We start from the raw sequence: 22,148 nt of genomic DNA on the forward strand, positions 1-22,148 counted from the left end.
GGCATGAAAATACTGCGCCCCTAAGGGATTTAGATGATGACGTTGATGTCTTCGTTGATGATCAGGCTGCCGCCTTCGTCACCAAGCGAGTAAACGTCATAGGTCTGGCCATTGATCGTTTCGGTTTCACCCGTTGCGATGGCACCTGCGATTGTGACGGTATCGTCTTCACCACCGTGGATGCGCACCTCGTTCGAGTGATCAGAAAGCCCTTCAAGATCAGCCGCTGTCAAAGTCAGATCAGCGTTTTCGGCCAAGGCAAGATTGATCGCTCCGATATCGAAGTTATCAAGCCCGGGCGCATTGAGGTTCACGACATCGGTGTTCACATCATCAAGCACCAGAAGTGTGGAATTTTGGTTGCCAGCCTCATCCGCTGCAGACACAACAAGCTGCGACCCGTCTGGAACGGCTTCGTTGAATTCGAAGTCCAGACGCCCACGGTTTGTATTTTCGCTGGTTGTGTAAGTCACCGGGTTCGACTGACCATCTGCTGTGATCTCGGTGATCGAGAATGTTTCGTCCGTCAGTTCGGTCCCGATTTCCCAAACACCATCCACTTCACGTGTGAACGAGCGGATAACAGGTGCATCCGGAGCGGTGGTATCGACCACAAAACTGTCGTTCAGCGTTTTGGTGTTGCCCACTGCATCTGTCGCGGTGACAACCATCTGTGCGGTATACTCACCTTCTGCAATCGAGCCTGCAGGATAGGTCACCGACCAGTTGCCATTGGCATCGACACTCGCATTCATCGCAACGCCATCAACCGTCACCATAACCGATGAACCAACTTCCGTTGTCCCAGTCAGCGTGACACCGGCTGCCATATCATCCGCGCCCACCAGATCATCACCTGTGACAGGTGTATCCGAGATAGACATGTTCGAGACGATTGTATCAATCAGAACCGATCCGGTGACATCATCAACGTTGCCCGCCAGATCAGTTGCTGTGGCCGTCATCGTCGCAAGGTTTTCACCCTGCGGGATTTCACTTGCAGCGAAAGATGCGCTCCATGTTCCGTCAGGGCCTGTCACCACGGTTTTGCTGGCGATACCAAGTTGAACCACAACGGTTGAGCCGACTTCCGATGTGCCTGTCAGCACAACACCGTCGGCAGCTTCTGCACCGCTGATGATATTGTCGCCTTCAACAGGCTGGATACCGATGGCAAGGTTATCCACGACCGTGTCAACCTGCACGCTATCGGCGACCGACAAGCTGTTTCCAGCCGCATCTGTCGTGGATGCTGTGATCTCGGATGTGTATGTGCCGGGTGCAACTTCGCCCGGTGCATATGTCGTTGTCCACTGACCCGCGGCATTTGACACGGTTGTATGTGTCACGCCGCCCAAGGTCACCTCAACAGTGGCACCGGGTGTCGCGGTGCCTGTAATCACAACACCGTCGCTTGCTTCAACTGCGTTGATCAGATCGTCGGTTTCAATCGGTGCGCTGCTCAGCGTCAGGTAGCCCGCATCCGTATCAACAGTGACCTGTTCGCTCAGTTCCGATGTATTGCCAGCCGCATCTGTGGCCACGATTGTCATCGAAGTCGTATATTCGCCACTTGGGATCTGGCCTGCGCCGAAGTTGACACTCCAGCTGCCATCCGCAGCAACAGTCGCGGGCAGTGTAACGCCTGCAAGTGTAACCAAGACGCTCGACCCCGCTTCAACCGTACCAGTCAGCGAAACGCCCGATTGTGCCTCGGCTGCGTTGATGACGTTGTCACCACCAATTTGGCTTGTGGTTGTCAGGTTGTTCACATAAGTGTCGATTTCGATCGAACTTGTGGTGCTTGTCTGGTTTCCGTTGGCATCCGTTGCCACAACCTGAACAGGCGCTGTGTATTCACCTTGGGGAATTTCAAAGCTGGCAAAGTCTGCGGACCATGTTCCGCCAGCGGTTGCCATAACTGTATGGCTGACCGACCCAAGGGTCACGACAACGCTTGCACCCGGTTCGGCAGTACCTGTTAGCGTGACGCCGTCAGAATGTTCTGTGAAGTTAACAACGCCTTCGCCTTCAACAGTTGCCGTGTTTACCGAAACATCCGTGATCGTATCGATCTGGAAAGTGTGATTGGCCGTGGCGGTGTTGCCCGCTGCATCTGTGGTGGTTGCAACTGCAGTCACCTCATACTCACCATCTACAAAGTCGCTTGCAGGGTATGTAACGCTCCAGCTGCCATCTGCCGCCACTGTGGCTGCATAGGTAATGCCGCTGATGTCAACGGAGACCGTTGATCCAGGTTGGCTTGTCCCTGTCAGCGTAACGCCTGACTGAAGTTCGGACGCGTTGACAATGTTGTCACCTGCGACCTGAAGTGAGGTGAATTCGATCGACGTTTGCGTATCAATTTGCAGGGTCGAGCTTGTCGAGGCGCTGTTGCCATAGGCATCTGTCGCTGTCGCAACGACAGTCGCATCATATTCGCCGCCAGGAATTTCGCTTGCTGCAAAATCCACGGTCCAAGTGCCATCGGCCGCAACCGTGGCGTCATGTGTTACGTCGCCCAATTGCACCACAACGGTGGAACCGGCTTCTGCAGTGCCTGTGATTGTCACGCCGTCGCTGGCTTCTTCGGCATTGACGATCCCGTCCATTTCAACCGTATCGGTTTCCATGGTCACATGCGCAACTGTATCGATGACAAGTGTATCAGTGATCGTTGTTGCGTTGCCTGCTTCGTCTGTTGCGACGACCGTGACAGGCGTTGTGTATTCGCCGCCTGCAACCGCTTCATCATCAAAGGTGACAGTCCAAGTGCCATCTTCGGCGACGGTTGTTTCGGCGTCTACACCTTCGACAGTCACAACAATCGAGGCACCGGGTTCACCTGTGCCAGAGATATCAACACCATCGCTGTAATCGTCCGCATTTACGACGTGCCCTACTGATTCCGTACCACCAGTCACAGCAACGTCAGGGGCTGTCGTATCGGCACCGTCGTCGCCATCAGGAAGCAATGCAACACCACCAACCAACGCCGCAGCGCCCAGACCAGCCGTGCTGCCCAAACCGCCAAGGCCGGTCAAAAGGGCCGTGCCCAACATGCTCGCTTCTGGTTCTGTTACAGCCGCGTCCGCAACCGCATAATCATTTGCACCCGTAAAGAAGAGGTCGTCGTTCGGGCTCCATTTCCCAAAAACCTCTGCCTCTTGATAGTACGCCGCGATTTTATCGCCACCTTCTTCGGTGATTTGCACCTCGGTCAAGAAACCCTCATCACTCAGGAACAGCTGGTTTCCAACGGTTACACCTGAGGTGAAATACCCGTCCAGTGTGATTTGTGTGCCGTCTGTAAGCGTCACAATCAGGTTCGATCCCTCGCGGCCAAAGCTTGCGATATCGGATCGACGCAAATTTAGGGAAATATCTTGGCTTGAACCAACTTCTATGGTGTCTGATCCGCGGTCACCGGAAAGGATACCACGTTGGATATTGCCCGCACCATCACGGACAACGAAATTAATCGCTGACATAACTACTACTCCGCCTCATGTTACGGCTTATTTTTGGTGCCGTTTATAATCTACTCACAAATACAATATCTTGTATTCGCACATATTTCTAGATTTTTTTTACCTAGCGGAATACGGGGAAAAAAATCTACATGATCACCGCGAAAAATTTGCTGCTATTTCAATATGTGGTGACCATCGAAATTGATCCACTACATTTAGGTTTTCGAGCGTGAATCCAGCCGCGACCAAATGTTTGGCATCTCGGGAAAATGTCACGGGGTTGCACGAAATCATCACAACCGTTTCCAAATCACTTTCAGCAATGTGTTTGATTTGCGCCTCTGCGCCGGCGCGGGGTGGGTCGATCACAGCGCAATCGAAGTGCCGAAGCTCATCCGCCATGAGCGGTCTGCGAAACAGATCGCGGGTTTCGGTGGTCACTTTGTGCAGCCCTTTTGACTGCCGCCATCCCGCATCGACCGCGTCCATCATCGCGCGGTCCCCTTCGACTGCGTGGACATCACAGGTTTCGGCCATCGGGAACGAAAAGGTGCCGCTGCCTGCAAAGAGGTCCACGGCGCGTTTGGCCGATCCCGCATGATGGCGCACAAATTCAACCAAAGCGCGTTCGCCTTCTTGTGTGGCTTGCAAAAAGGATCCCGGTGGCGGTGTCACTAAAGCCGCGCCCATCGGGATCGCTGCAGGGTTTTCACCGGCCAATAGGTCGTTTCCCCATGTTAGACGGGCAATACCAAACGACCGCGTAATCGCCGCAAGCTCGGCCTGTTCGATTGCCGACACCTCGCGCGCGCCCAAAACCAAAACGTCCAAGCCGTTCACGGTAACAGTGACTTGAAACTGTATCTCTCCTTTGCGCGAACATACCTTTTTGGTCACATCGCCCAACATTGGAAGAGCCGCCAAAATCTCGGGCGCCAAAACAGTGCAGTCCGGAATCTCGACCACTGTGTTAGAGCCGCGCGCGTGAAACCCGACAATCGCACCTGATTTCGTGCGCCGTCCAGACAGCTTTGCGCGCCTGCGGGTTGAAGCGTTACTGGTAAACACCTTTGGTATCTCAATCGAGATACCATTGGCGGCAAGCGCGGTTTGAACAGCCTGCGCTTTCCAGTTTTCAACAAACGCGTCAGAGGCGTGTTGCAACGCACAGCCGCCACACGCATTGTAATGCCTGCATGGTGCCCTAACCCGATCAGACGATGGGGTCAGCACCTTCACGTCCTCCAGATCGGTTCCATTCAGGCGTCCCGTTACTAATTCGCCCGGCAGAACACGTGGAACGAAAACAGGGCCTTCGGCTACACCTTTTCCGTGATGGTTTAATCGTTCAATTTTATATTGGGTCATTGGCCAGCCTGCTTCAAAAGTTCTTGGCGGTTCATAGTAAAATCAGACGCAATCCATAGCCGCTCCAACTCCTTGAGCATGCGGCCCAAGGCAGGCCCGTGATACCGCGGCATAAGATCATCCGCTTTGATCGGGAAAACGGCTTTCGCACCTTTCTCTAACAAAGCAATACCTGTCATTGGTGTTTCCAAAAGTGCACTGCGCAAAGCCAAACAGTTTTTGCCAATCTCGGCCCCATGCCAGTATCCAAGCGCACCTGCGGATGTCATCGCACTTATCTCTTTTTGATAGATAGAAAGACGTGCGGCCTCAGCCTTGCTGAGGCGCAACGCCGCTTCACTGTCTTGACCACCAAGAGAGGCAAGACGCGCGATCGGGTCTATTGGCCACCCGTCAGTGAGATGAATGAACGGCCCAAGCCCGCGATCATCTGCACCCAAAAGAACAGCGTTCAAAACACCAGACGCGCGCATCGCGGCAACTGCCGGCGCGGGATCAGACGCACTGAGCAATTTTCGCATCTCTTGGCCGATCCGTTCCTTTGCGATTGCCGCTAACCCGTGAACACCGCCTGCGCAGGCCGCCAGGCTATCGGCATCCAAGCCATGTTCAGGGGCGCCGTATTGTGCGTGAAATCGAAAGAACCGCAGAATACGCAGATAATCTTCGGCGACCCGCGATGGGCCATCGCCGATAAATCGAACACGCCGCGCCCTTAGATCCTCGAGTCCGCCCAATGGATCATGCAAGTGACCACCTGCATCCATGTAAAGCGCATTCATGGTGAAATCGCGTCGCCGCGCATCATCAGCGATATCGTCGGAAAACAAGACCTTGGCGTGGCGCCCATCGGTTTCTATGTCTTCGCGAAAGGTCGTAATCTCAAATGCTGTTCCATCCACAACGGCTGTGATGGTTCCGTGGTCAAACCCCGTGGGGATTACCTTATGCCCTGCTGCTTTGAACACCTTCGTTGCTTCACTTGGGGGGCAAGAGGTTGCAAGATCAATGTCCGTGGCGGCCAGCCCCATCAGCGTGTTTCGAACGCAGCCGCCAACCGCAAAGGTGTCGTGCCCTGCCTCGTTCAGAACGCGAAAGACCTCTTGCGTGTTTGAGCGTGCCAACCAATCAGGGATCATTTGCCGTGCACATCGGCCAAACCGCGCAGAATACGCGCAGTCGCCCCCCAAATGTAATAAGGACCATAAGGAACCGCGTAATAGTGGCGCTGCACGCCCTGCCATTGACGCGATTGCACCACGTAATTTGACGGCGTCATCACATGATCCCAAGGTGTGAAAAATACTTCTTCCACTTCGTTATCTTCTGGGCGCGCCAAAAACGGTGCGCGGATCAAACCCACGACGGGCGACACCGAAAACCCCGTCACGGTGTGATGGGGTGGTAATGTTCCGATGATGTCAACCGATGCAGGCGGAAGGCCAACCTCTTCATACGCTTCGCGCACAGCCGCGTCCTGAAGGGAGGCATCGCTATCGTCTTTCTTGCCCCCTGGAAAAGCAATTTGCCCGGGGTGGTTGCGCAGCCGTGAAGACCGTTTGGTCAGCAACAGGTCCAGTCCGTTCGGACCATCAATCAGACCTATAAGAACCGCCGCTTCGCGCAGCTTTATCTTTGGCGGATCCACATCAGGGTTCAGGTCAAAGTCAGAGGACGACTGGCCAATCGCCTCGCATTGATTGGCCAGCAATTTACGCAAATCAGTTTGAGCCATCCTTGGCCTCTTCGGCCTCAAATCCGACGGACTTTGGATCGAATTCATAATGCGCACCACAAAACTGACAGTCTGCGGTCACGATACCTTCGTCAGTGGTCATATGTCCAATGTCCTTGGCCGAATAGATCGAAAGGCTTTGGCGCACGCGATCAGCCGAACAGGTGCAACCAAACTCAACGGGTTGCGCCTCAAACACACGTGGGCTTTCCTCATGGAAAAGACGCACGAGCAGTTCTTTTGGCGGAACCGTTGGGCCAATCAATTCAAGGTCCTCAACGGTGTCCAGAAGCGTATTTGCACGCAACCAGTTTTCGGCCGCGTCATCATCCAACAGATCACTTGCAGTCGGCAAACGGCCGGCCTCGGCCTCAGGATCGGACTTGGCCATCAGTGGCGATGCTTTTGGCATATGTTGCAACATCACACCGCCAGCACGCCAGTGTTCCGCCTCATCCGCCATGGTGGAACGGCCAAAGCTAAGCGCAAAGCGCGTTGGCAGCTGCTCGGATTGCGCGAAGTAAGTCTCGGCACAAGATGACAACGAGCCCCCTGCAATCGGTGTAATGCCCTGATAGGGGGCCATGCCTTCGCCTTGGTCGATCAGAATGGCAAAATACCCTTTGCCAATCTGTGAAAAAGGATCCGCGCCATGATCCAGCGTTTCCGCGTCATAGCTTGCATAGGCCCGAATACGCGCAGGCGCGCCGTCTTCCGTCGGGCCATAGTAGTCCGTCGCAATCAACCGTGCGGGCCCATCGCCGCGCACCTGCAAAGACAGCTTCCAACGAAGCGAAATAGTCTGACCAATCAGCGCAGTCAGCAAAGACATTTCCGCCACAAGTGCTTCGATGCTTCGGGGATAGTCATGTTGATCAAGCACACGGTCCAGCACGCCATCAAGACGCGCAACGCGACCGCGCACATCCGCAGCGTCCAATTGGAACGGCAGCACTGTATCATCCCACTCAATCTGGCTAGTGTTTATCATGTCTTGATCCTCTGTGCGCCTGATGGCGTTCTGCGGCTTGGCAATACCGAGGCTATATAGGCGCGTAAAGAGCGGTTGTAAGGGGCAGAACATGAACCGACGGTTTGAAAAGCCACCCATCGCGGGCCAACGCTATCGGCCGCGCCCCGGCGCCTATGCGGTCTTAATGCGTGGCGGACAGGTACTTCTGACACACCAATCAACGCCCCTGCCTGAATACCAGCTTCCAGGTGGCGGAGTAGAAAGCGGCGAACAAATGATCGCCGCCCTTCATCGTGAAATTCTGGAGGAAACAGGCTGGAAGGTTGGCCGTTTGCGAAAATTAGGCATGTTTCGTCGGTTCACCTATATGCCTGAATATGACCTCTGGGCAGAAAAGTTATGTCACATCTATTTTGGTCGCCCTTCCTTGCAGGTGGACGCGCCATCCGAGTACGGTCACTCGGCGGTTTGGATGGCACCTGAACCTGCCTTGGAAAACGTCGGCAACGATGGCGACCGCTGGTTTCTTTCAAAAGCCATCAATTCAGTGGAGCGCTGATCATCAAGGCCGAAACGTCATCATCGAAATCATCTTTTAATTGGCTTGAAACAGACCAAACCAGTGTTTCAAGAAAATCCTTTCCTGTTTTTTCTCTGTTATCGGCAAGCGCATTTATAAGGCCCTGTTCCCCCAATAGGTCACCGTTTTCTAAAATAGCCTCGGTCAGGCCATCAGACACAGTAATAAACCGGTCACCTTTGGACAGCTTCACTTGCGTTGTCTCGTAGCTTGCGTGTTCGATCAATCCGACAGGCAGACCACCGTTGCCCAGTTGTTCAAGCGACCCATCCGCGCGCATTGCAACGGGATGCGGGTGTCCTGCCTGACAAAAACGAAGAACGCCCGAAGTGATGTCAAAAACGCCGTATAAAACCGTGAAGTAGTGGTCTGTATCTGTGCTGTTGAGCATCACCTTATTCAGGCTTTCGACGACATGAGCAGGATCATGGGGGTGCGTGCAACCCGCCCCATCAAGCGCGATGGCAACGTTTTGACGTGGATCGGTGCCCGAAAAATATCCCGCCAATCGCGCGGTAAGCAAGGCGGACGAAATACCATGTCCCGACACATCAAGAGAGAAGAACCCAAATTGCATTGGCGTGATCGGGAAATGCCCCACCAAATCACCGCCAACATGACCACATGATTGCAAAAGCAAGGACACGTCCGCGGGCCCGTAACAGACTGCGCGGTCTGGTAGCAAAGACAGCTGTAGCTTTTTGGCTTCCAGCAAATCACTATCAAGCAGATTATAGAGCCGCCGGATTTCATCCAGGGCTGCGTTCACTTCTTGGTTCTTTCGATGCACCTCCGCCTGCATTTCGACGATGCGCTGACCCGCTGCGATACGTGCGGTCAGTTCACCAGAGTTGACGGGTTTTGTCAGGAAATCATCTGCCCCGCTTTGAAGGCCAAAGGCGATATCTTCCTTTTCGCCCTTTGAGGTCAGCAAAATAATATAGCTGTAGCGGTCGTTATCCTTTTTTCGAAAAGCTTCGCAAAACTGCGGACCGGACATTTCTGGCATCATCCAGTCGCTCAAAATCAGGTCAAAATGGTCTTCTTCGCAAGCGCAGAGAGCTTCGATACCGGACGCGGCTTCGCGCACATGATACCCCAACTTACGAAGGGTTACATTTAGAATACGGCGCTGCATGCGGCTGTCATCAATGACAAGCGCTTTGCGATCTGGCAACTTTTGGGACGCCGTAAGAGCCGGTTCAATGGGGCGCGATTCAAACATTAGAGACCTTTGGGTTTCCGCACACCTTCCCAGAAAATCTCTAAATTTCACTTAACGGCTTAGAGTATTTTAACACTTTGACCGTAGCCTTGCAGAATGGATGACAATCTGCCGCTCATAGACTGGGACCAAATCAAAATCCTCAAAGCCGATCTGGGTCAGGACGGCTTTGAAGAAGTGCTGGCATTGTTTCTTGAAGAGATGGCCGGGATGCTGTCAGATCTTGATGCAGCAGTTGACACGTCACAGACCATGCACGCCATCAAAGGCGTCGCGTCTGGTCTGGGATTTACAAAGGTTGTGCATTTGGCCAGCCGATTTGAACAAAATGGCGCCAAATTTGATGACATTGCTTCGCTCACCGACGCCTTTGAAACCTCAAAAGCTGCATTTTTAAATGGGCGCTAGATCAAGAATTCTGACAGGGCGCTATCGTTGGTAATATCTCGGAATGCAAAACCACCTTCATCCATCAGCTTTGTGAGTTGGCCGAAATTATCAGCATCTTTTGTTTCAATCCCAATAAGTACAGAGCCAAAATTACGCGCTGATTTCTTCAAATACTCGAACCGCGCGATATCGTCATCCGGGCCAAGCATGCCCAAGAATTCTTTCAGCGCGCCGGGGCGTTGGGGCATCCGAAGGATAAAATACTTCTTGAGACCTGCAGACCGTTGCGCGCGTTCTTTTACTTCTGGCAACCGTTCAAAATCAAAATTTCCGCCCGAGGCGATACAGACCACGCGCTTGCCTTTAATCTGTTGTCTCAGATCTTTGAGCGCATCCAGCGCCAGCGCACCAGCGGGTTCCAGAACCACCCCTTCGGTGTTGAGCATATCAAGCATCGTGGTGCAGATCCGATCCTCCTCAATCTTCAACACGTGATCGGGGGGCGTATCCTTAAGCACCTCGAACGTCGCGCCACCAATGCGGGCAACGGCCGCCCCGTCGACAAAGGTGTCAACGGTGTCCAGTGTAACAGGCTGACCTGCCTGCAGTGCAGCTGCCAGATTTGCACCACCCGCAGGCTCAATCAAAAACAGCTCTGTTTGCGCTTTGATTGCGCGCAGATATGCCGTGACACCCGATGACAATCCACCGCCGCCGACGGGCAAAATAACAACATCTGGCACCGCGCCCATCTGTTCGATCATTTCGACCGCGACAGAGGCCTGTCCTTCGATCACATCAGGGTCGTCAAAGGGTGACAGAAAATGCGCCCCTTCACGCTCGCAATACGCCTGAGCAGAGGCAAGGGTCTGGTCAAAGTAATCCCCCGTCAAAACAATTTCGATGTTCGCGCCGCCAAAGATACGTGTTTTGTCGATCTTTTGTTGCGGCGTCGTCACGGGCATGAAAATCACGCCTTTCCGATCAAAGTGTTTGCACACAAAGGCCACACCCTGCGCGTGGTTTCCCGCACTGGCACATACGAACAGCTGTTGGTCGGGATGATGCTTTAGCACTTTGCGCATGGCATTAAAGGCGCCACGTATTTTATAGCTGCGAACAGGAGTCAGATCTTCGCGCTTCAACCAGATGTCAGCGTCATAGATCGCACTCAGGTGCGCATTTTGTTGCATCGGAGACGCCCCGAACAAAGCGCGCATTTCTTTGGACGCCGCAACGGCACGATTGGCAAAATCACTCATGTCAGGTCGCGCCCCTCTACGGTGATCCCGTAAATTGTGGTCAGGATGCTAGCCCCAAGCAAGATGCTGAACCAGCCTGTCACAATTGAAAAAACGATACCAAGGGGGCCTGAAAGCGGCAAAAAGCTAACAAACCCGCCAATTGCAATGAGGATCAGTGCAAGGCCGGCAATGCTTGTTGAAAGGTTGGCCGTCTTTGCCCAACTTTCCTTGATTGGCATCCGCGCCCCGACCGAAATAGCAGGCAACACCAGGCTAAGACGAAGCGAAAGCCAAACCAGCGCCACACCGATAATGGGCAACCCGATCACAAGCGACGCTTCACCCCCACCCGCTGCCAAAAGACCGATAACAACAGACAGTGGAATCAGCGCAACGACCAAAATAAGGGAGATCATCAGCAGACGCCCAAGATACCCCCATATATTCGGTCCATGAAATTTCGGAAGGTAACTTTGTGGGTATTCTTGCAGCAAAACAAACCGGTGCCATCCAACAGCAACCCATCCCGATAGAAAAAACTGCGCCAGAACTGCCAGGAGATAAGGAAAAACCGCCGAAGGCTCTGCCATTGGGATATCGCCTTGGTTTATTTCTTGAGGGGTGCCGCCAAAGGCCTGAAAGCTGAAATAAAGAACGGCGATTTGCCCAATCACACTTAGAACCAATGACACCTTCAAGGCGTCGCTGAAACTGTTAAAAATCATGCGAAGGGCATGGTTAAAAATTCGTATGGTCACTGTTGCGCATCCTTTGCTTTCGTTCATGTCTTAGCACGTCAAGCGCGTTAGGACAGTGCGTCCCTTGCCCAGACCGCCAAAACCCGCTACCCCGCCCGCGATGTCTTGCGAAGGAGCACGCCAATGTCTGCGCCCAAAAAAGTTGTTCTGGCCTATTCGGGTGGCCTTGATACCTCGATCATTCTGAAATGGCTGCAAACCGAATACGGTTGCGAGGTGGTAACCTTCACCGCCGATCTCGGCCAAGGTGAAGAGCTTGAACCCGCACGCGCCAAAGCGGAAATGATGGGCGCATCAGAAATCTATATCGAAGATATCCGCGAAGAATTTGTGCGCGATTTTGTCTTTCCGATGTTCCGTGCCAACGCACTTTACGAAGGGCTTTATTTGCTCGGCACGTCCATCGCGCGGCCGCTGATCTCCAAACGTCTGGTCGAAATTGCCGCCGAAACAGGTGCCGACGCTGTGGCACACGGGGCAACCGGCAAGGGCAATGATCAGGTGCGCTTTGAACTGGCCGCCTATGCGCTTAACCCCGATATCAAAGTGATCGCCCCTTGGCGCGAATGGGACCTGTCAAGCCGGACCAAACTGATCGACTTTGCCGAAAAGAACCAAATTCCGATCGCAAAAGACAAACGCGGCGAAGCACCCTTTAGCGTTGACGCGAACCTGTTGCACACATCATCCGAAGGTAAGGTCCTTGAGGACCCTGCCGTTGATGCACCCGATTACGTCTATCAGCGCACCGTCAACCCCGAGGACGCGCCAGATACGCCGCAATTTATCGAAGTTGGTTTCGAACGCGGTGACGCTGTTAGCGTTGATGGCGAAGCGATGTCGCCAGCGACCATTTTGACCAAACTGAACGAATTGGGCGGTGCGCATGGCATTGGCCGGCTTGATCTGGTCGAAGGCCGCTTTGTTGGCATGAAGTCACGCGGCATCTATGAAACGCCAGGTGGCACGATCCTTTTGGAAGCGCACCGCGGTATCGAGCAGATCACCCTTGATCGCGGTGCGGCCCACCTGAAAGACGAACTGATGCCGCGCTACGCAGAGCTGATCTACAACGGCTTTTGGTACAGCCCAGAGCGCGAAATGCTGCAAGCCGCCATCGACAAAAGCCAGGAACACGTCACAGGTACCGTTCGCCTGAAACTCTACAAAGGCTCTGTGCGCACGGTTGGCCGCTGGTCGGATCATTCGCTCTATTCCGAAGCGCATGTGACATTTGAAGACGACGCAGGTGCATATGATCAAAAAGACGCGGCTGGTTTCATCCAGCTCAATGCGTTGCGTCTGAAACTTCTGGCTGCCCGCGACAAGCGCTTGAAATAGAGACTATTCCTGCGCAATCAGTCGATGTTTGCGCAGTTTTTCATATATCGGCAAAGCGCGCTCTAGCAGGGGCGCGTTTTCCATATCCACCTTCGGCAATGGTCCTTCAGGGCCTGCAAATCCGGTGCTGTCGTGAACTGCGCCATACCAATGGCTGGCCCAAACGCCATCGTAGGGTTTTGGTCCTTTTGCCCATTTTAACATCTTGCGATCAAACGGAATGCCGATTGACACACACAGTTGCCGCAACATCGCCTCGGGCGCCGCGCGAATATCAAGACTGTCGATCACAATACCGCCGAAACGTTGAAACAGGTCAAGCTGCTGTGCAAACCCAAGGTCTTCGAACAATGGCCGTTCACGCTTGGCCGAATAGCTGGCAATGACGCGCGCGGGATGGCGCAGCAAAAACACATTTGTCAAATCTTCGATCCAGCCCTTTGGGAACCCCTCAAGCATGTGATGGGACATATGCTTTTGGTAGAAAATCGGGGCTTCTTTTGGCTCTAAACATGCGGAAATCACGGTTTCTACATCTGTCGGTTGCGCAGCCAGAATTGCCTTTTGCTTCGGATGGGACTTACCAGTGATATTCAAATAAGCCGCATAGAGCGGCTCATCGACCACCACACAATCATCACGGCTTGCAAAAGAATACATCATGGTCGTCGAAAGATTTCGGGGGCCCGACCACATGGCAATTCGTTTGGTCATCTCGTCACCTCTTGTGTTGGGATGACGCTAAGCCGCTCACATCCACGTGACAACACAGATTGGTGAATTGCGGTTTTGTTGCGTGCACGGTCATTTCGTATCCATGCAAGGAGACGCAGTATGATTACGCATAAAACTTGGAAACCCATAACTCTTATTTCCGCTATTCTGCTCAGCATGACGATTGATTGTTGCAAGGCACAAGCGGCAGATCTTGAAACCCTGACAGTCGCGGGCGGTTGTTTTTGGTGCGTGGAATCCGATTTTGAAACTATCGAAGGCGTTGTGGGTGTCACATCTGGCTATACCGGCGGGGACACGCCTAATCCCGAATATCGTGAGGTCGCAAGGGGCGGAACAGGTCATTTGGAAGCTGTTGAGATCAACTATGACCCGGAAATTATCAGCGCCGATCGTCTGCTACGTCTTTTTGTGCGCTCTATTGATCCGCTGGATGCGGATGGCCAGTTTTGCGACCGCGGCGCACATTATTCGACGGCAATTTTCGTGTCTAATCCTGCGGAAAAGGCACTGGCAGAGCAGGTAATCTCCGAAGGCGAAGCACAAATAGGCCAGCCATTCGCGACCCGTATCCTACCTGCAAAACCGTTTTATCCTGCAGAGGCGTTTCATCAGGACTACTACAAATCGGATAAAATAACGCTTACGCGATTTGGCCCCAAAACGCGGGCAGAGGCATACACGCTCTATCGAAAAGGCTGTGGCCGCGACGCGAGGGTCGCGCAGGTCTGGGGCAATGATGCCCCATTTGTCGGAAAATACCTGACAAACTAGCGCAATCTGCTGTCCTCGATGTCTTTCAGGTCAGGGATAACATCGGCCGTGCCGACACGCGTCACCATAATTGCAGCTGCAAGGCTTGCCAGATCAAGCGCCTGCTGCGCCGGCATCCCGCGATCTAGCCCCGCAATGTAGAACCCTGCAAACGTATCGCCTGCACCTGTTGTATCAACGGCTTCCACTGGGATAGCCGCGATGTCAAAATGATTGCCGTTCTCATACACTGTCGCGCCTTTTGACCCTTTGGTCATAACAACCTGCGCAATGCCCAAATCGGTCGCTGGCATGCCCATCGCAGATGACAGTTGTTCTGCCTCAACCTCGTTCAGGATCAAAATATCTGTCAGATCCTTCACCGCGGCGACAGCAGACACATCAAACGGGGCGGCTGCATACACAGTCCGCAACCCCATCGATCTTGCTGTTCTCATGGCCTCTATTTGACCCGAAGTTTCGTTTTGCGTCACAAAAATGTCGCCTGCATTGGCTTGTGACAACGCACTTAAAATCAGGTCTTTAGGCACATGATGGTTGGCCCCTGGATGCAAGATGATCTGGTTTTCACCACCTTCATCGACAGCAATAATTGCATGAGCGGTGGAGTGCTCCACCTGCGCAATAAAGCGGGTGTCGACACCGTATTCCAAAAGCCGGTCTTTGGCCCAAACACCATCTGACCCAATCGCCCCAATGTGATACACATGGGCGGCGGCACGTGCAGCGGCCACCGACATATTTGCACCCTTTCCGCCCAACCCACGGCTCATTGCAGTTGAGGCGAGAGTCTCTCCCGCAGTTGGTAAATGCGGGACACGATACGTGAAATCAGCGTTGATAGAGCCCAAATTCCAGATCGCCATTGCCTAGTCCATGCTACAGGCAGCAATCACTGCCATGTTCAGAATATCGGTTTCGGATGACACCGTAGAACAAATCTGAATGGGCCGGTCCACACCTGTCAGGATCGGACCAAGTACAGTTGCGCCAGCCATTTCCTGCATCAACTTCGTACTGATCGAGGCAGAGTGGCGCGCTGGCACAACCAAAACATTTGCAGGGCCCGTGAGGCGTGAAAACGGATAGCTTTTTTGCGCCTCTGCGTTCAGGGCAACATCTACGGCCATCTCGCCCTCATACTCAAAATCGACACCCATCTGATCAAGTATATTGGGTGCGATGTGCATTTTCTCGGACCGTTCTGAAACGGGATACCCGAAGGTCGAAAAACTGACAAAAGCCACGCGCGGCTCTAGCCCCAATTCGCGGGCGATTGCGGCGCCCCGGACAGCAATCGTGGCAAGATCATTCTCGTCGGGCCATTCATGCACCAGCGTATCGCCAATCAAAACAATGCGCCCTTTGTGCAAAAGAGCGGTAATGCCAACAGCACCGTCCTTGGCGCTTGCATCGAACACATGGTTGATCGCGCCAAGCACATGTGCAGATTTTCGGGTGGCCCCTGTCACCAACCCGTCACCGTGGCCATGCGCAAGCATCAGCGCCGAAAACACATGACGGTCCCGCGCGGCAAGGCGGTGAATATCAGACACGTCAAACCCCTTGCGCTGCAACCGTTTATACAAGAAATCCTTGTAGGTTTGCAGATGCGGCGTATTGCGTGCGTTGATCACATCAAGTTCGCGGATCGCATCATGCAAACCTGCGCTTTCCAGCTTGGCCTTCACATCATCTTCACGGCCCACAACCATGGCCTTACCCATGCCAGAGCGTTGGTATTGCACAGCAGCGCGTAGCACCCTTGGATCATCGCCTTCGGCAAAAATCATTCGGGCCTGAGCGCGCTTTGCCCGCGCATGAATACCACGAAGGATAGAGGCCGTTGGATCCATACGGGACTTCAGGCTAAGTTCGTAACCTTCCATGTCCACGATGGGACGACGTGCGGCACCTGTATCCATCCCCGCCTGTGCAACAGCGGGCGGCACAACGTGGATCAGCCTTGGGTCAAAAGGTGTCGGGATGATGTAGTCGCGCCCGAACGTCAGTTTGCGGCCGTAAGCAACCGCAACCTCATCGGGCACATCTTCACGGGCCAGTTCAGCCAGGGCGCGCGCGCATGCCAATTTCATTTCATCATTGATGGCACGGGCGTGAATATCCAGCGCACCGCGGAACAGATAGGGAAAGCCAAGAACGTTATTCACCTGATTGGGATAATCACTGCGACCCGTTGCAACAATCGCATCCACACGGACCTCATGTGCTTCTTCGGGCGTAATTTCAGGATCAGGGTTTGCCATGGCAAAAATAACGGGATTGTCCGCCATGCTTGCGACCATGTCAGGTGTGACAGCACCTTTGACAGAAACACCCAAGAACACATCGGCACCTTTCATGGCGTCCTCTAGCGATCGGGCCTTGGTATTGGCGGCATGGGCGGACTTCCATTGGTTCATCCCCTCCGTGCGGCCCTGATAGATCACCCCTTTGGTGTCACACATGATGCAATTATCGTGCCGGGCCCCCATCGCCTTGATCAACTCTAGACAGGCAATGCCAGCTGCGCCCGCACCATTCAAAACAATGCGAACATCTTCAATCTTTTTCCCTGAAAGATGCAGCGCATTGATCAAACCTGCCGCACAAATCACGGCGGTGCCATGCTGGTCGTCGTGAAAAACAGGAATGTCCATTTCCTCTTTCAGACGCTGTTCAATGATAAAGCATTCGGGTGCCTTGATGTCCTCTAAATTGATGCCACCAAAGGTTGGCCCCATCAGTTTGACGGCATTAACAAAAGCGTCCGTGTCTTGGGTATCCAATTCAATATCGATCGAGTTTACGTCAGCGAACCGCTTGAACAACACGGCCTTGCCTTCCATCACCGGTTTGCTTGCCAAGGCCCCCAGATTTCCAAGTCCCAAAATGGCAGACCCGTTAGAGATGACTGCCACAAGGTTGCCTTTGGTGGTGTAGTCATATGCCGTTTCGGGGTTCTCGGCGATGGCTTCAACAGGCACGGCAACACCGGGTGAATACGCAAGAGACAGGTCGCGTTGCGTTGTCATCGGAACGGTTGCAGCAATCTCAAATTTGCCAGGTGTCGGTTTCAGGTGAAAGGCAAGCGCCTCTTCTGCAGTGACTTTGGTATTGGACATGTAGGGCGCTCTCTTATTTGGACTTTCATAGTCATAGCCGCGCAAACCTTCGCAAACAACGTGCCGTTTTGGTCTTTTCCCTTCACGGGTCGCCCGATAGGTTGCTCGAAACTCTGGATGGGGGTCCACGTGTCTGCCAAATCGCAAACGGTTACGCCTATGATGGCACAATACCTCGATATCAAATCGGGGTACCCAGACGCGCTTTTGTTTTACCGCATGGGCGATTTTTACGAACTGTTTTTCGATGATGCCGTCCAAGCCGCTGCAGCCTTGGATATCGCGCTGACCAAACGCGGCAAGCACGAGGGCGAAGACATTCCCATGTGCGGCGTGCCTGTTCATGCTGCGGAAGGATATCTACTTACCCTGATCCGCAAAGGATTTCGCGTGGCGGTCGGTGAACAGCTCGAAAGCCCTGCGGACGCAAAGAAACGTGGCTACAAAGCAGTCGTCAAACGTGATGTTGTGCGGCTGGTTACCCCCGGCACATTGACAGAAGACAGCCTTTTGGAAGCGCGCCGCAACAACTACCTGTGTGCGTATAACGAGGTGCGCGGCGATGGTGCGATTGCGTGGGCCGATATCTCTACGGGTGAAATGCGGGTCTTGGCTTGCACGCGCGCCAAGCTGTCGCCAGAACTTGGCAGGCTTCTTCCCAAGGAGATTTTGCTAACCGAGGCTCTGGAAGCTGATTGCGCTGAAATAGTGACTGAAATGGGAGGCGCACTTACCGTTTTGGGGGCTGCCAGTTTTGACAGCGGGCGCTGCGAGGACCGTCTAAAAGACACATTCAAAATCAATTCTCTGGATGCGTTTGGCCAATTCAGCCGCGCTGAGATCGGTGCGCTTGGTGCCATCATCGACTATCTTGATATTACCCAAAAAGGAAACATGCCTTTGTTGCAACCGCCCGTTCGAGAAGAGCAAGGCGGCTTTATGCAGATTGATGCAGCAACACGCCGGAACCTAGAAATTTCCCAAAGCTTGGGCGGCAGTCGGGATGGCAGTCTTCTGCACGCCATTGACCGAACGGTAACAGCAAGCGGCGGGCGTCTTTTGGAAAAACGTCTATCTGCGCCATCGCGCGATCATACGCTGATCCAAGACAGGCTGGATGCTGTTACCTTTTTCACGCAAGATGCGTTGTTGCGTCAGGACATTCGCCAAGCGCTGCGAAAATGCCCCGATATTGAACGTGCAATTTCAAGGCTGTCTCTGGATCGTGGAGGCCCCCGTGATCTGACGGCCATTCGTCAGGGCTTGGCCCAAGCAAAGACGATCGATTCACTTTTTTCAGAGACTGTTCCAGCGGAATTGGTAGGATCGGCGGCGGATCTGACGGGCCATGATGCACTCATTACACTTTTGGAAAATGCATTGATCGCGGAGCCCCCCCTACTTGCGCGAGACGGCGGGTTCATCGCCCAAGGCTATGATGCGGAACTGGATGAGGTCCGCAAGCTGCGCGACGAAGGGCGCAGCGTGATTGCCGCGATGCAGGCCAAATTTATTGAGATGACAGGCGTGTCGTCACTTAAGATCAAACACAACAATGTTCTTGGGTATTTCATCGAAACAACGGCCACGCATGCCGAAAAGATGTTGTCCCCACCCCTTTCGGACACGTTCATCCACCGACAAACCACAGCAAATCAAGTGCGCTTCACAACCGTCGAACTTTCGGAACTTGAAACGCGCATCCTGAACGCGAATGGCCGCGCCCTTGAGATTGAAAAACGTCTCTATTTTAGCCTGAAAGACGCATGTCTTGAAAAATCTGGACAGGTTCTTGCAGCATCGCAGGCCTTGGCAAAGATTGATGTAGCCACCGCCTTCGCTGATCTTGCGATCGAATTGAACTGGTGCCAACCCAAGGTTGATAGCTCAAACGCATTTGCAGTGGTTGGTGGCCGCCACCCTGTTGTGGAACGCGCCCTTAAAAGCGCCAATAGCCATTTCGTGGCCAATGATTGTGATCTTTCCAAAAACAAGGATGCCGCCGCGATTTGGCTTCTCACGGGTCCAAACATGGCTGGTAAATCGACCTTTTTGCGCCAAAACGCTCTTATCGCTCTGTTGGCACAGGCAGGAAGTTACGTTCCTGCCGATATGGCGCATGTCGGGATTGTCTCGCAACTTTTTAGTCGTGTCGGCGCCTCTGATGATTTAGCCAAGGGCCGTTCGACCTTTATGGTTGAGATGGTCGAGACAGCAGCAATCCTGAACCAAGCAGATAGCAACGCACTGGTTATCCTTGACGAAATCGGGCGCGGCACTGCGACGTATGATGGCTTGTCGATCGCGTGGTCAACGCTGGAACACCTGCATGATGAAAACAAATGTCGCGCGCTCTTTGCAACGCATTATCATGAAATGACCCAACTTTCGGACAAGCTGGATGGCGTGGACAACGCAACTGTGGCGGTCCGAGAACATGACGGCGATGTCGTTTTTCTGCACGAGGTCCGCAAAGGTGCGGCCGACCGGTCCTATGGTGTTCAGGTCGCAAAGCTTGCAGGTTTGCCGCCGAAAGTGATTGAACGGGCCAAAATGGTCTTGGACGCTTTGGAAAAAGGCGAGCGGGAAGGCGCAATCGGTCAAAAAGCCCTGATCGATGATTTACCACTATTTTCGGCAGTGCCATCCGCACCCGTAAGGGAAATCGGACCGTCCGAAATTGAAGAGCGCCTGAAGGACATATCGCCCGATGAGTTAACACCGCGCGATGCGTTGGCCGCACTTTACGATTTGAAAGCGTTACTGAATAATTAATCATCAGCCAGGTGTCGATGAAACGCCGACCTGCGCGGGGCGCAAAAGGCGATCATGCAGCATGAACCCTTCAGCAGCGACCTGAATAATATCACCCGCTTTGGTATCCGGAACAGGTGCTTCAAACATGGCTTGATGCGTTTGCGGATCAAATTTATCCCCGACTTGCGGTGAAATAGGCTCGATTCCGTGCTTTTTGAACGTGTTCACAAGCTCGCGCATTGTAAGCTCTACCCCCTCAAGCAAGGCGGCCGATACCTCGCGCTGTTCATCGGTGGCAGCTTCAAGCGCGCGTTTCATATTGTCGTAGACGGGCAAAAGATCGCGAGCGAGTTTAGAGCCACCGTAGTTCTCTGCTTCTTTACGGTCGCGTTCGGAGCGTTTTCGCGAATTCTCTGCATCAGCCAAAGCGCGCATGAATTTGTCACGCAGCTCATCACGTTCCGCGCGCAATGCGTCCAACTCAAGCTCTTCATCTGAAAAATCGACGTCGTTTTCTGCGTCGATTTCGGCTTCTGCTTCGGCCAGATCGTCCAAAAAGTTTGTCGGTTCTTTATCGCTCATGATGTGTCCTCTATCCGCGGTCAGAGATCAGCTTCCCTACCAGTTGGGCGGTGTAGTCCACAATAGGAACAATGCGCCCATAGTTCAGTCTGGTGGGGCCGATCACGCCAACAGCTCCAATAATCTTACGGTCCGCGTTCATATAAGGGGAAACGACGAGAGATGAACCCGAAAGTGAAAAAAGCTTGTTCTCCGAGCCAATAAAAATGCGCACGCCCTCGCCCGTTTCGGCAAGATCAAGGAATTCGGCGATATCGCGCTTACGTTCAAGATCGTCAAAAAGCGTTCTGATGCGTTCAAGCGTTTCGGGATCTTCGTTCTCCTGACCAAGCAAATGTGACCGACCACGCACAATCAGACGTTCAGATGCAGTGCCTTCGTTCTCCCAAATAGCGATGCCACTTTGAACAAGATCAGAAGCAAGGCTGTCAATTTCCTGTCGGCGGCGCTTGATTTCGGTGGCGACGACGGTTTGCAATTCCGAAATTGTTTTCCCTTCAGCCACTGCATTGAGGAAATTTGCGGCCTCGCGCATGGACGATGGAGTTTGGCCCATGGGGGGCGTGAACACGCGGTTTTCAACATGTCCATCGGCCGTGACCAACACAACCAACGCACGATCAGGACCAAGTGAGACGAATTCGATATGTTTGATTGGCGCCTCTTGCTTCGGCGTCAAAACAAGTGAAGCCCCCTGCGTAAGCCCTGAAAGTGCCCCACCAATCCGATCCATCATGGTGCCAACATCGCCGGAATTGGAGCTGACGGTTTCGTGCAAATGTGTGCGGTCCGTGCTGTCCATGTCGCGCACTTCCAGAAGGCCATCCACAAACATACGCAAACCAAGTTGGGTGGGAATGCGCCCTGCGGAAATATGTGGGCTGTCCAGCAGTCCCATATATTCGAGGTCTTGCATAACATTCCGAATAGTCGCGGCACTTACCTTTTCGGACATGGTGCGCGTCAACGTCCGCGACCCAACGGGATCCCCGTTTTCCAAGAACCCCTCCACGACAAGTCGAAAGACCTCGCGAGAGCGTTCATTCATTTGATCCAAAGAGGGCGATTGATCTGTCATGCGACTTAAT

At 53.4% G+C, this 22,148-nt stretch carries 18 protein-coding genes; 5 read left to right on the top strand and 13 right to left on the bottom strand.

Going from position 1 to position 22,148, the window contains the following annotated elements:
• Window positions 1–29: 29 nt before the first annotated feature.
• The 5 genes from L1065_RS07570 to L1065_RS07590 form a co-directional block, all read right to left on the bottom strand.
• Entirely contained in the window at window positions 30–3,491 is a 3,462-nt protein-coding gene (locus L1065_RS07570; RefSeq protein WP_237094857.1) for an Ig-like domain-containing protein, read from the bottom strand.
• 135 nt (window positions 3,492–3,626) lie between these two features.
• Window positions 3,627–4,841 (bottom strand): class I SAM-dependent RNA methyltransferase, encoded by a 1,215-nt coding sequence (locus L1065_RS07575; RefSeq protein ID WP_237094858.1) that lies wholly within the window; start codon window positions 4,839–4,841, stop codon window positions 3,627–3,629.
• Complete coding sequence (locus L1065_RS07580) at window positions 4,838–5,980, bottom strand: CCA tRNA nucleotidyltransferase (RefSeq protein WP_237094859.1); 1,143 nt, start codon at window positions 5,978–5,980, stop codon at window positions 4,838–4,840. Before L1065_RS07580 ends, L1065_RS07575 begins: the two co-directional genes overlap by 4 nt.
• Window positions 5,977–6,576, bottom strand: coding sequence for a CoA pyrophosphatase (locus L1065_RS07585; RefSeq protein WP_237094860.1), 600 nt, complete (start codon window positions 6,574–6,576; stop codon window positions 5,977–5,979). The genes L1065_RS07580 and L1065_RS07585 overlap by 4 nt, the downstream gene beginning before the upstream one ends.
• Window positions 6,563–7,567 (bottom strand): Hsp33 family molecular chaperone HslO, encoded by a 1,005-nt coding sequence (locus L1065_RS07590; RefSeq protein WP_237094861.1) that lies wholly within the window; start codon window positions 7,565–7,567, stop codon window positions 6,563–6,565. The genes L1065_RS07585 and L1065_RS07590 overlap by 14 nt, the downstream gene beginning before the upstream one ends.
• A 91-nt stretch (window positions 7,568–7,658) precedes the next feature.
• Here L1065_RS07590 and L1065_RS07595 point away from each other — a divergent pair, with 91 nt between their 5' ends.
• The gene (locus tag L1065_RS07595) at window positions 7,659–8,108 is read left to right on the top strand and encodes an NUDIX hydrolase (RefSeq protein ID WP_237094862.1); all 450 of its coding nucleotides are present in this window, start codon (window positions 7,659–7,661) and stop codon (window positions 8,106–8,108) included.
• On the opposite strand, the gene L1065_RS07600 is transcribed toward L1065_RS07595, so the two are convergent.
• The gene (locus L1065_RS07600) at window positions 8,089–9,354 is read right to left on the bottom strand and encodes a PP2C family protein-serine/threonine phosphatase (RefSeq protein WP_237094863.1); all 1,266 of its coding nucleotides are present in this window, start codon (window positions 9,352–9,354) and stop codon (window positions 8,089–8,091) included. The two genes, L1065_RS07595 and L1065_RS07600, sit on opposite strands and share 20 nt — an antisense overlap.
• A 96-nt stretch (window positions 9,355–9,450) precedes the next feature.
• Here L1065_RS07600 and L1065_RS07605 point away from each other — a divergent pair, with 96 nt between their 5' ends.
• A complete protein-coding gene (locus L1065_RS07605; protein WP_237094864.1) occupies window positions 9,451–9,762 on the top strand; it encodes an Hpt domain-containing protein in 312 nt (103 codons plus the stop codon).
• On the opposite strand, the gene ilvA is transcribed toward L1065_RS07605, so the two are convergent.
• Both ilvA and L1065_RS07615 read right to left on the bottom strand, forming a co-directional pair.
• The gene (gene ilvA, locus L1065_RS07610; protein WP_237094865.1) at window positions 9,759–11,006 is read right to left on the bottom strand and encodes a threonine ammonia-lyase IlvA; all 1,248 of its coding nucleotides are present in this window, start codon (window positions 11,004–11,006) and stop codon (window positions 9,759–9,761) included. The two genes, L1065_RS07605 and ilvA, sit on opposite strands and share 4 nt — an antisense overlap.
• Window positions 11,003–11,746 (bottom strand): hypothetical protein, encoded by a 744-nt coding sequence (locus L1065_RS07615; protein ID WP_237094866.1) that lies wholly within the window; start codon window positions 11,744–11,746, stop codon window positions 11,003–11,005. Before L1065_RS07615 ends, ilvA begins: the two co-directional genes overlap by 4 nt.
• A gap of 123 nt (window positions 11,747–11,869) precedes the next feature.
• Between L1065_RS07615 and L1065_RS07620 the strand changes: the two genes are divergently transcribed.
• Window positions 11,870–13,087 carry an argininosuccinate synthase gene (locus tag L1065_RS07620; RefSeq protein WP_237094867.1) on the top strand — a complete coding sequence of 406 codons (1,218 nt, stop codon included), beginning with the start codon at window positions 11,870–11,872 and terminating at the stop codon, window positions 13,085–13,087.
• Window positions 13,088–13,090: 3 nt separating this feature from the next.
• Here the strand turns inward: L1065_RS07620 and L1065_RS07625 are convergent, their stop codons facing one another.
• Window positions 13,091–13,801, bottom strand: a complete 711-nt coding sequence (locus L1065_RS07625; RefSeq protein WP_237094868.1) for an HAD family hydrolase — start codon at window positions 13,799–13,801, stop codon at window positions 13,091–13,093.
• A 120-nt stretch (window positions 13,802–13,921) separates the two neighbouring features.
• Here L1065_RS07625 and msrA point away from each other — a divergent pair, with 120 nt between their 5' ends.
• Window positions 13,922–14,596 (top strand): peptide-methionine (S)-S-oxide reductase MsrA, encoded by a 675-nt coding sequence (gene msrA, locus L1065_RS07630; protein WP_237094869.1) that lies wholly within the window; start codon window positions 13,922–13,924, stop codon window positions 14,594–14,596.
• Here msrA and L1065_RS07635 read toward each other — a convergent pair.
• Window positions 14,593–15,462 carry a ribokinase gene (locus L1065_RS07635; protein ID WP_237094870.1) on the bottom strand — a complete coding sequence of 290 codons (870 nt, stop codon included), beginning with the start codon at window positions 15,460–15,462 and terminating at the stop codon, window positions 14,593–14,595. The two genes, msrA and L1065_RS07635, sit on opposite strands and share 4 nt — an antisense overlap.
• 3 nt (window positions 15,463–15,465) lie before the next feature.
• On the bottom strand, window positions 15,466–17,721 hold the full coding sequence (locus L1065_RS07640; RefSeq protein WP_237094871.1) for an NADP-dependent malic enzyme: 2,256 nt from the start codon (window positions 17,719–17,721) through the stop codon (window positions 15,466–15,468).
• Between the two features lie 159 nt (window positions 17,722–17,880).
• On the opposite strand from L1065_RS07640, the gene mutS reads away from it, so the two are divergent.
• Window positions 17,881–20,496: a DNA mismatch repair protein MutS gene (gene mutS / locus L1065_RS07645; protein WP_237095184.1), complete on the top strand. Its 2,616-nt coding sequence runs from the start codon at window positions 17,881–17,883 to the stop codon at window positions 20,494–20,496.
• A gap of 3 nt (window positions 20,497–20,499) precedes the next feature.
• Here mutS and L1065_RS07650 read toward each other — a convergent pair whose 3' ends face one another.
• Complete coding sequence (locus L1065_RS07650) at window positions 20,500–21,060, bottom strand: nucleotide exchange factor GrpE (RefSeq protein WP_237094872.1); 561 nt, start codon at window positions 21,058–21,060, stop codon at window positions 20,500–20,502.
• Window positions 21,061–21,070: 10 nt separating this feature from the next.
• Window positions 21,071–22,138 (bottom strand): heat-inducible transcriptional repressor HrcA, encoded by a 1,068-nt coding sequence (gene hrcA, locus L1065_RS07655; protein WP_237094873.1) that lies wholly within the window; start codon window positions 22,136–22,138, stop codon window positions 21,071–21,073.
• Window positions 22,139–22,148: the final 10 nt, after the last annotated feature.

It is taken from the genome of Nereida sp. MMG025 (assembly GCF_021654165.1).
Taxonomy (GTDB): domain Bacteria; phylum Pseudomonadota; class Alphaproteobacteria; order Rhodobacterales; family Rhodobacteraceae; genus Nereida.

Coding starts and splice junctions, on each gene's coding strand:
- L1065_RS07635 (WP_237094870.1), bottom strand. CDS start 15,462: ATGGCGATCTGGAATTTGGGCTCTATCAACGCTGATTTCACGTATCGT.
- mutS (WP_237095184.1), top strand. CDS start 17,881: ATGATGGCACAATACCTCGATATCAAATCGGGGTACCCAGACGCGCTT.
- L1065_RS07625 (WP_237094868.1), bottom strand. CDS start 13,801: ATGACCAAACGAATTGCCATGTGGTCGGGCCCCCGAAATCTTTCGACG.
- L1065_RS07605 (WP_237094864.1), top strand. CDS start 9,451: ATGGATGACAATCTGCCGCTCATAGACTGGGACCAAATCAAAATCCTC.
- L1065_RS07570 (WP_237094857.1), bottom strand. CDS start 3,491: ATGTCAGCGATTAATTTCGTTGTCCGTGATGGTGCGGGCAATATCCAA.
- L1065_RS07590 (WP_237094861.1), bottom strand. CDS start 7,567: ATGATAAACACTAGCCAGATTGAGTGGGATGATACAGTGCTGCCGTTC.
- ilvA (WP_237094865.1), bottom strand. CDS start 11,006: ATGAGTGATTTTGCCAATCGTGCCGTTGCGGCGTCCAAAGAAATGCGC.
- msrA (WP_237094869.1), top strand. CDS start 13,922: ATGATTACGCATAAAACTTGGAAACCCATAACTCTTATTTCCGCTATT.
- hrcA (WP_237094873.1), bottom strand. CDS start 22,138: ATGACAGATCAATCGCCCTCTTTGGATCAAATGAATGAACGCTCTCGC.
- L1065_RS07595 (WP_237094862.1), top strand. CDS start 7,659: ATGAACCGACGGTTTGAAAAGCCACCCATCGCGGGCCAACGCTATCGG.
- L1065_RS07640 (WP_237094871.1), bottom strand. CDS start 17,721: ATGTCCAATACCAAAGTCACTGCAGAAGAGGCGCTTGCCTTTCACCTG.
- L1065_RS07600 (WP_237094863.1), bottom strand. CDS start 9,354: ATGTTTGAATCGCGCCCCATTGAACCGGCTCTTACGGCGTCCCAAAAG.
- L1065_RS07620 (WP_237094867.1), top strand. CDS start 11,870: ATGTCTGCGCCCAAAAAAGTTGTTCTGGCCTATTCGGGTGGCCTTGAT.
- L1065_RS07585 (WP_237094860.1), bottom strand. CDS start 6,576: ATGGCTCAAACTGATTTGCGTAAATTGCTGGCCAATCAATGCGAGGCG.
- L1065_RS07575 (WP_237094858.1), bottom strand. CDS start 4,841: ATGACCCAATATAAAATTGAACGATTAAACCATCACGGAAAAGGTGTA.
- L1065_RS07580 (WP_237094859.1), bottom strand. CDS start 5,980: ATGATCCCTGATTGGTTGGCACGCTCAAACACGCAAGAGGTCTTTCGC.
- L1065_RS07650 (WP_237094872.1), bottom strand. CDS start 21,060: ATGAGCGATAAAGAACCGACAAACTTTTTGGACGATCTGGCCGAAGCA.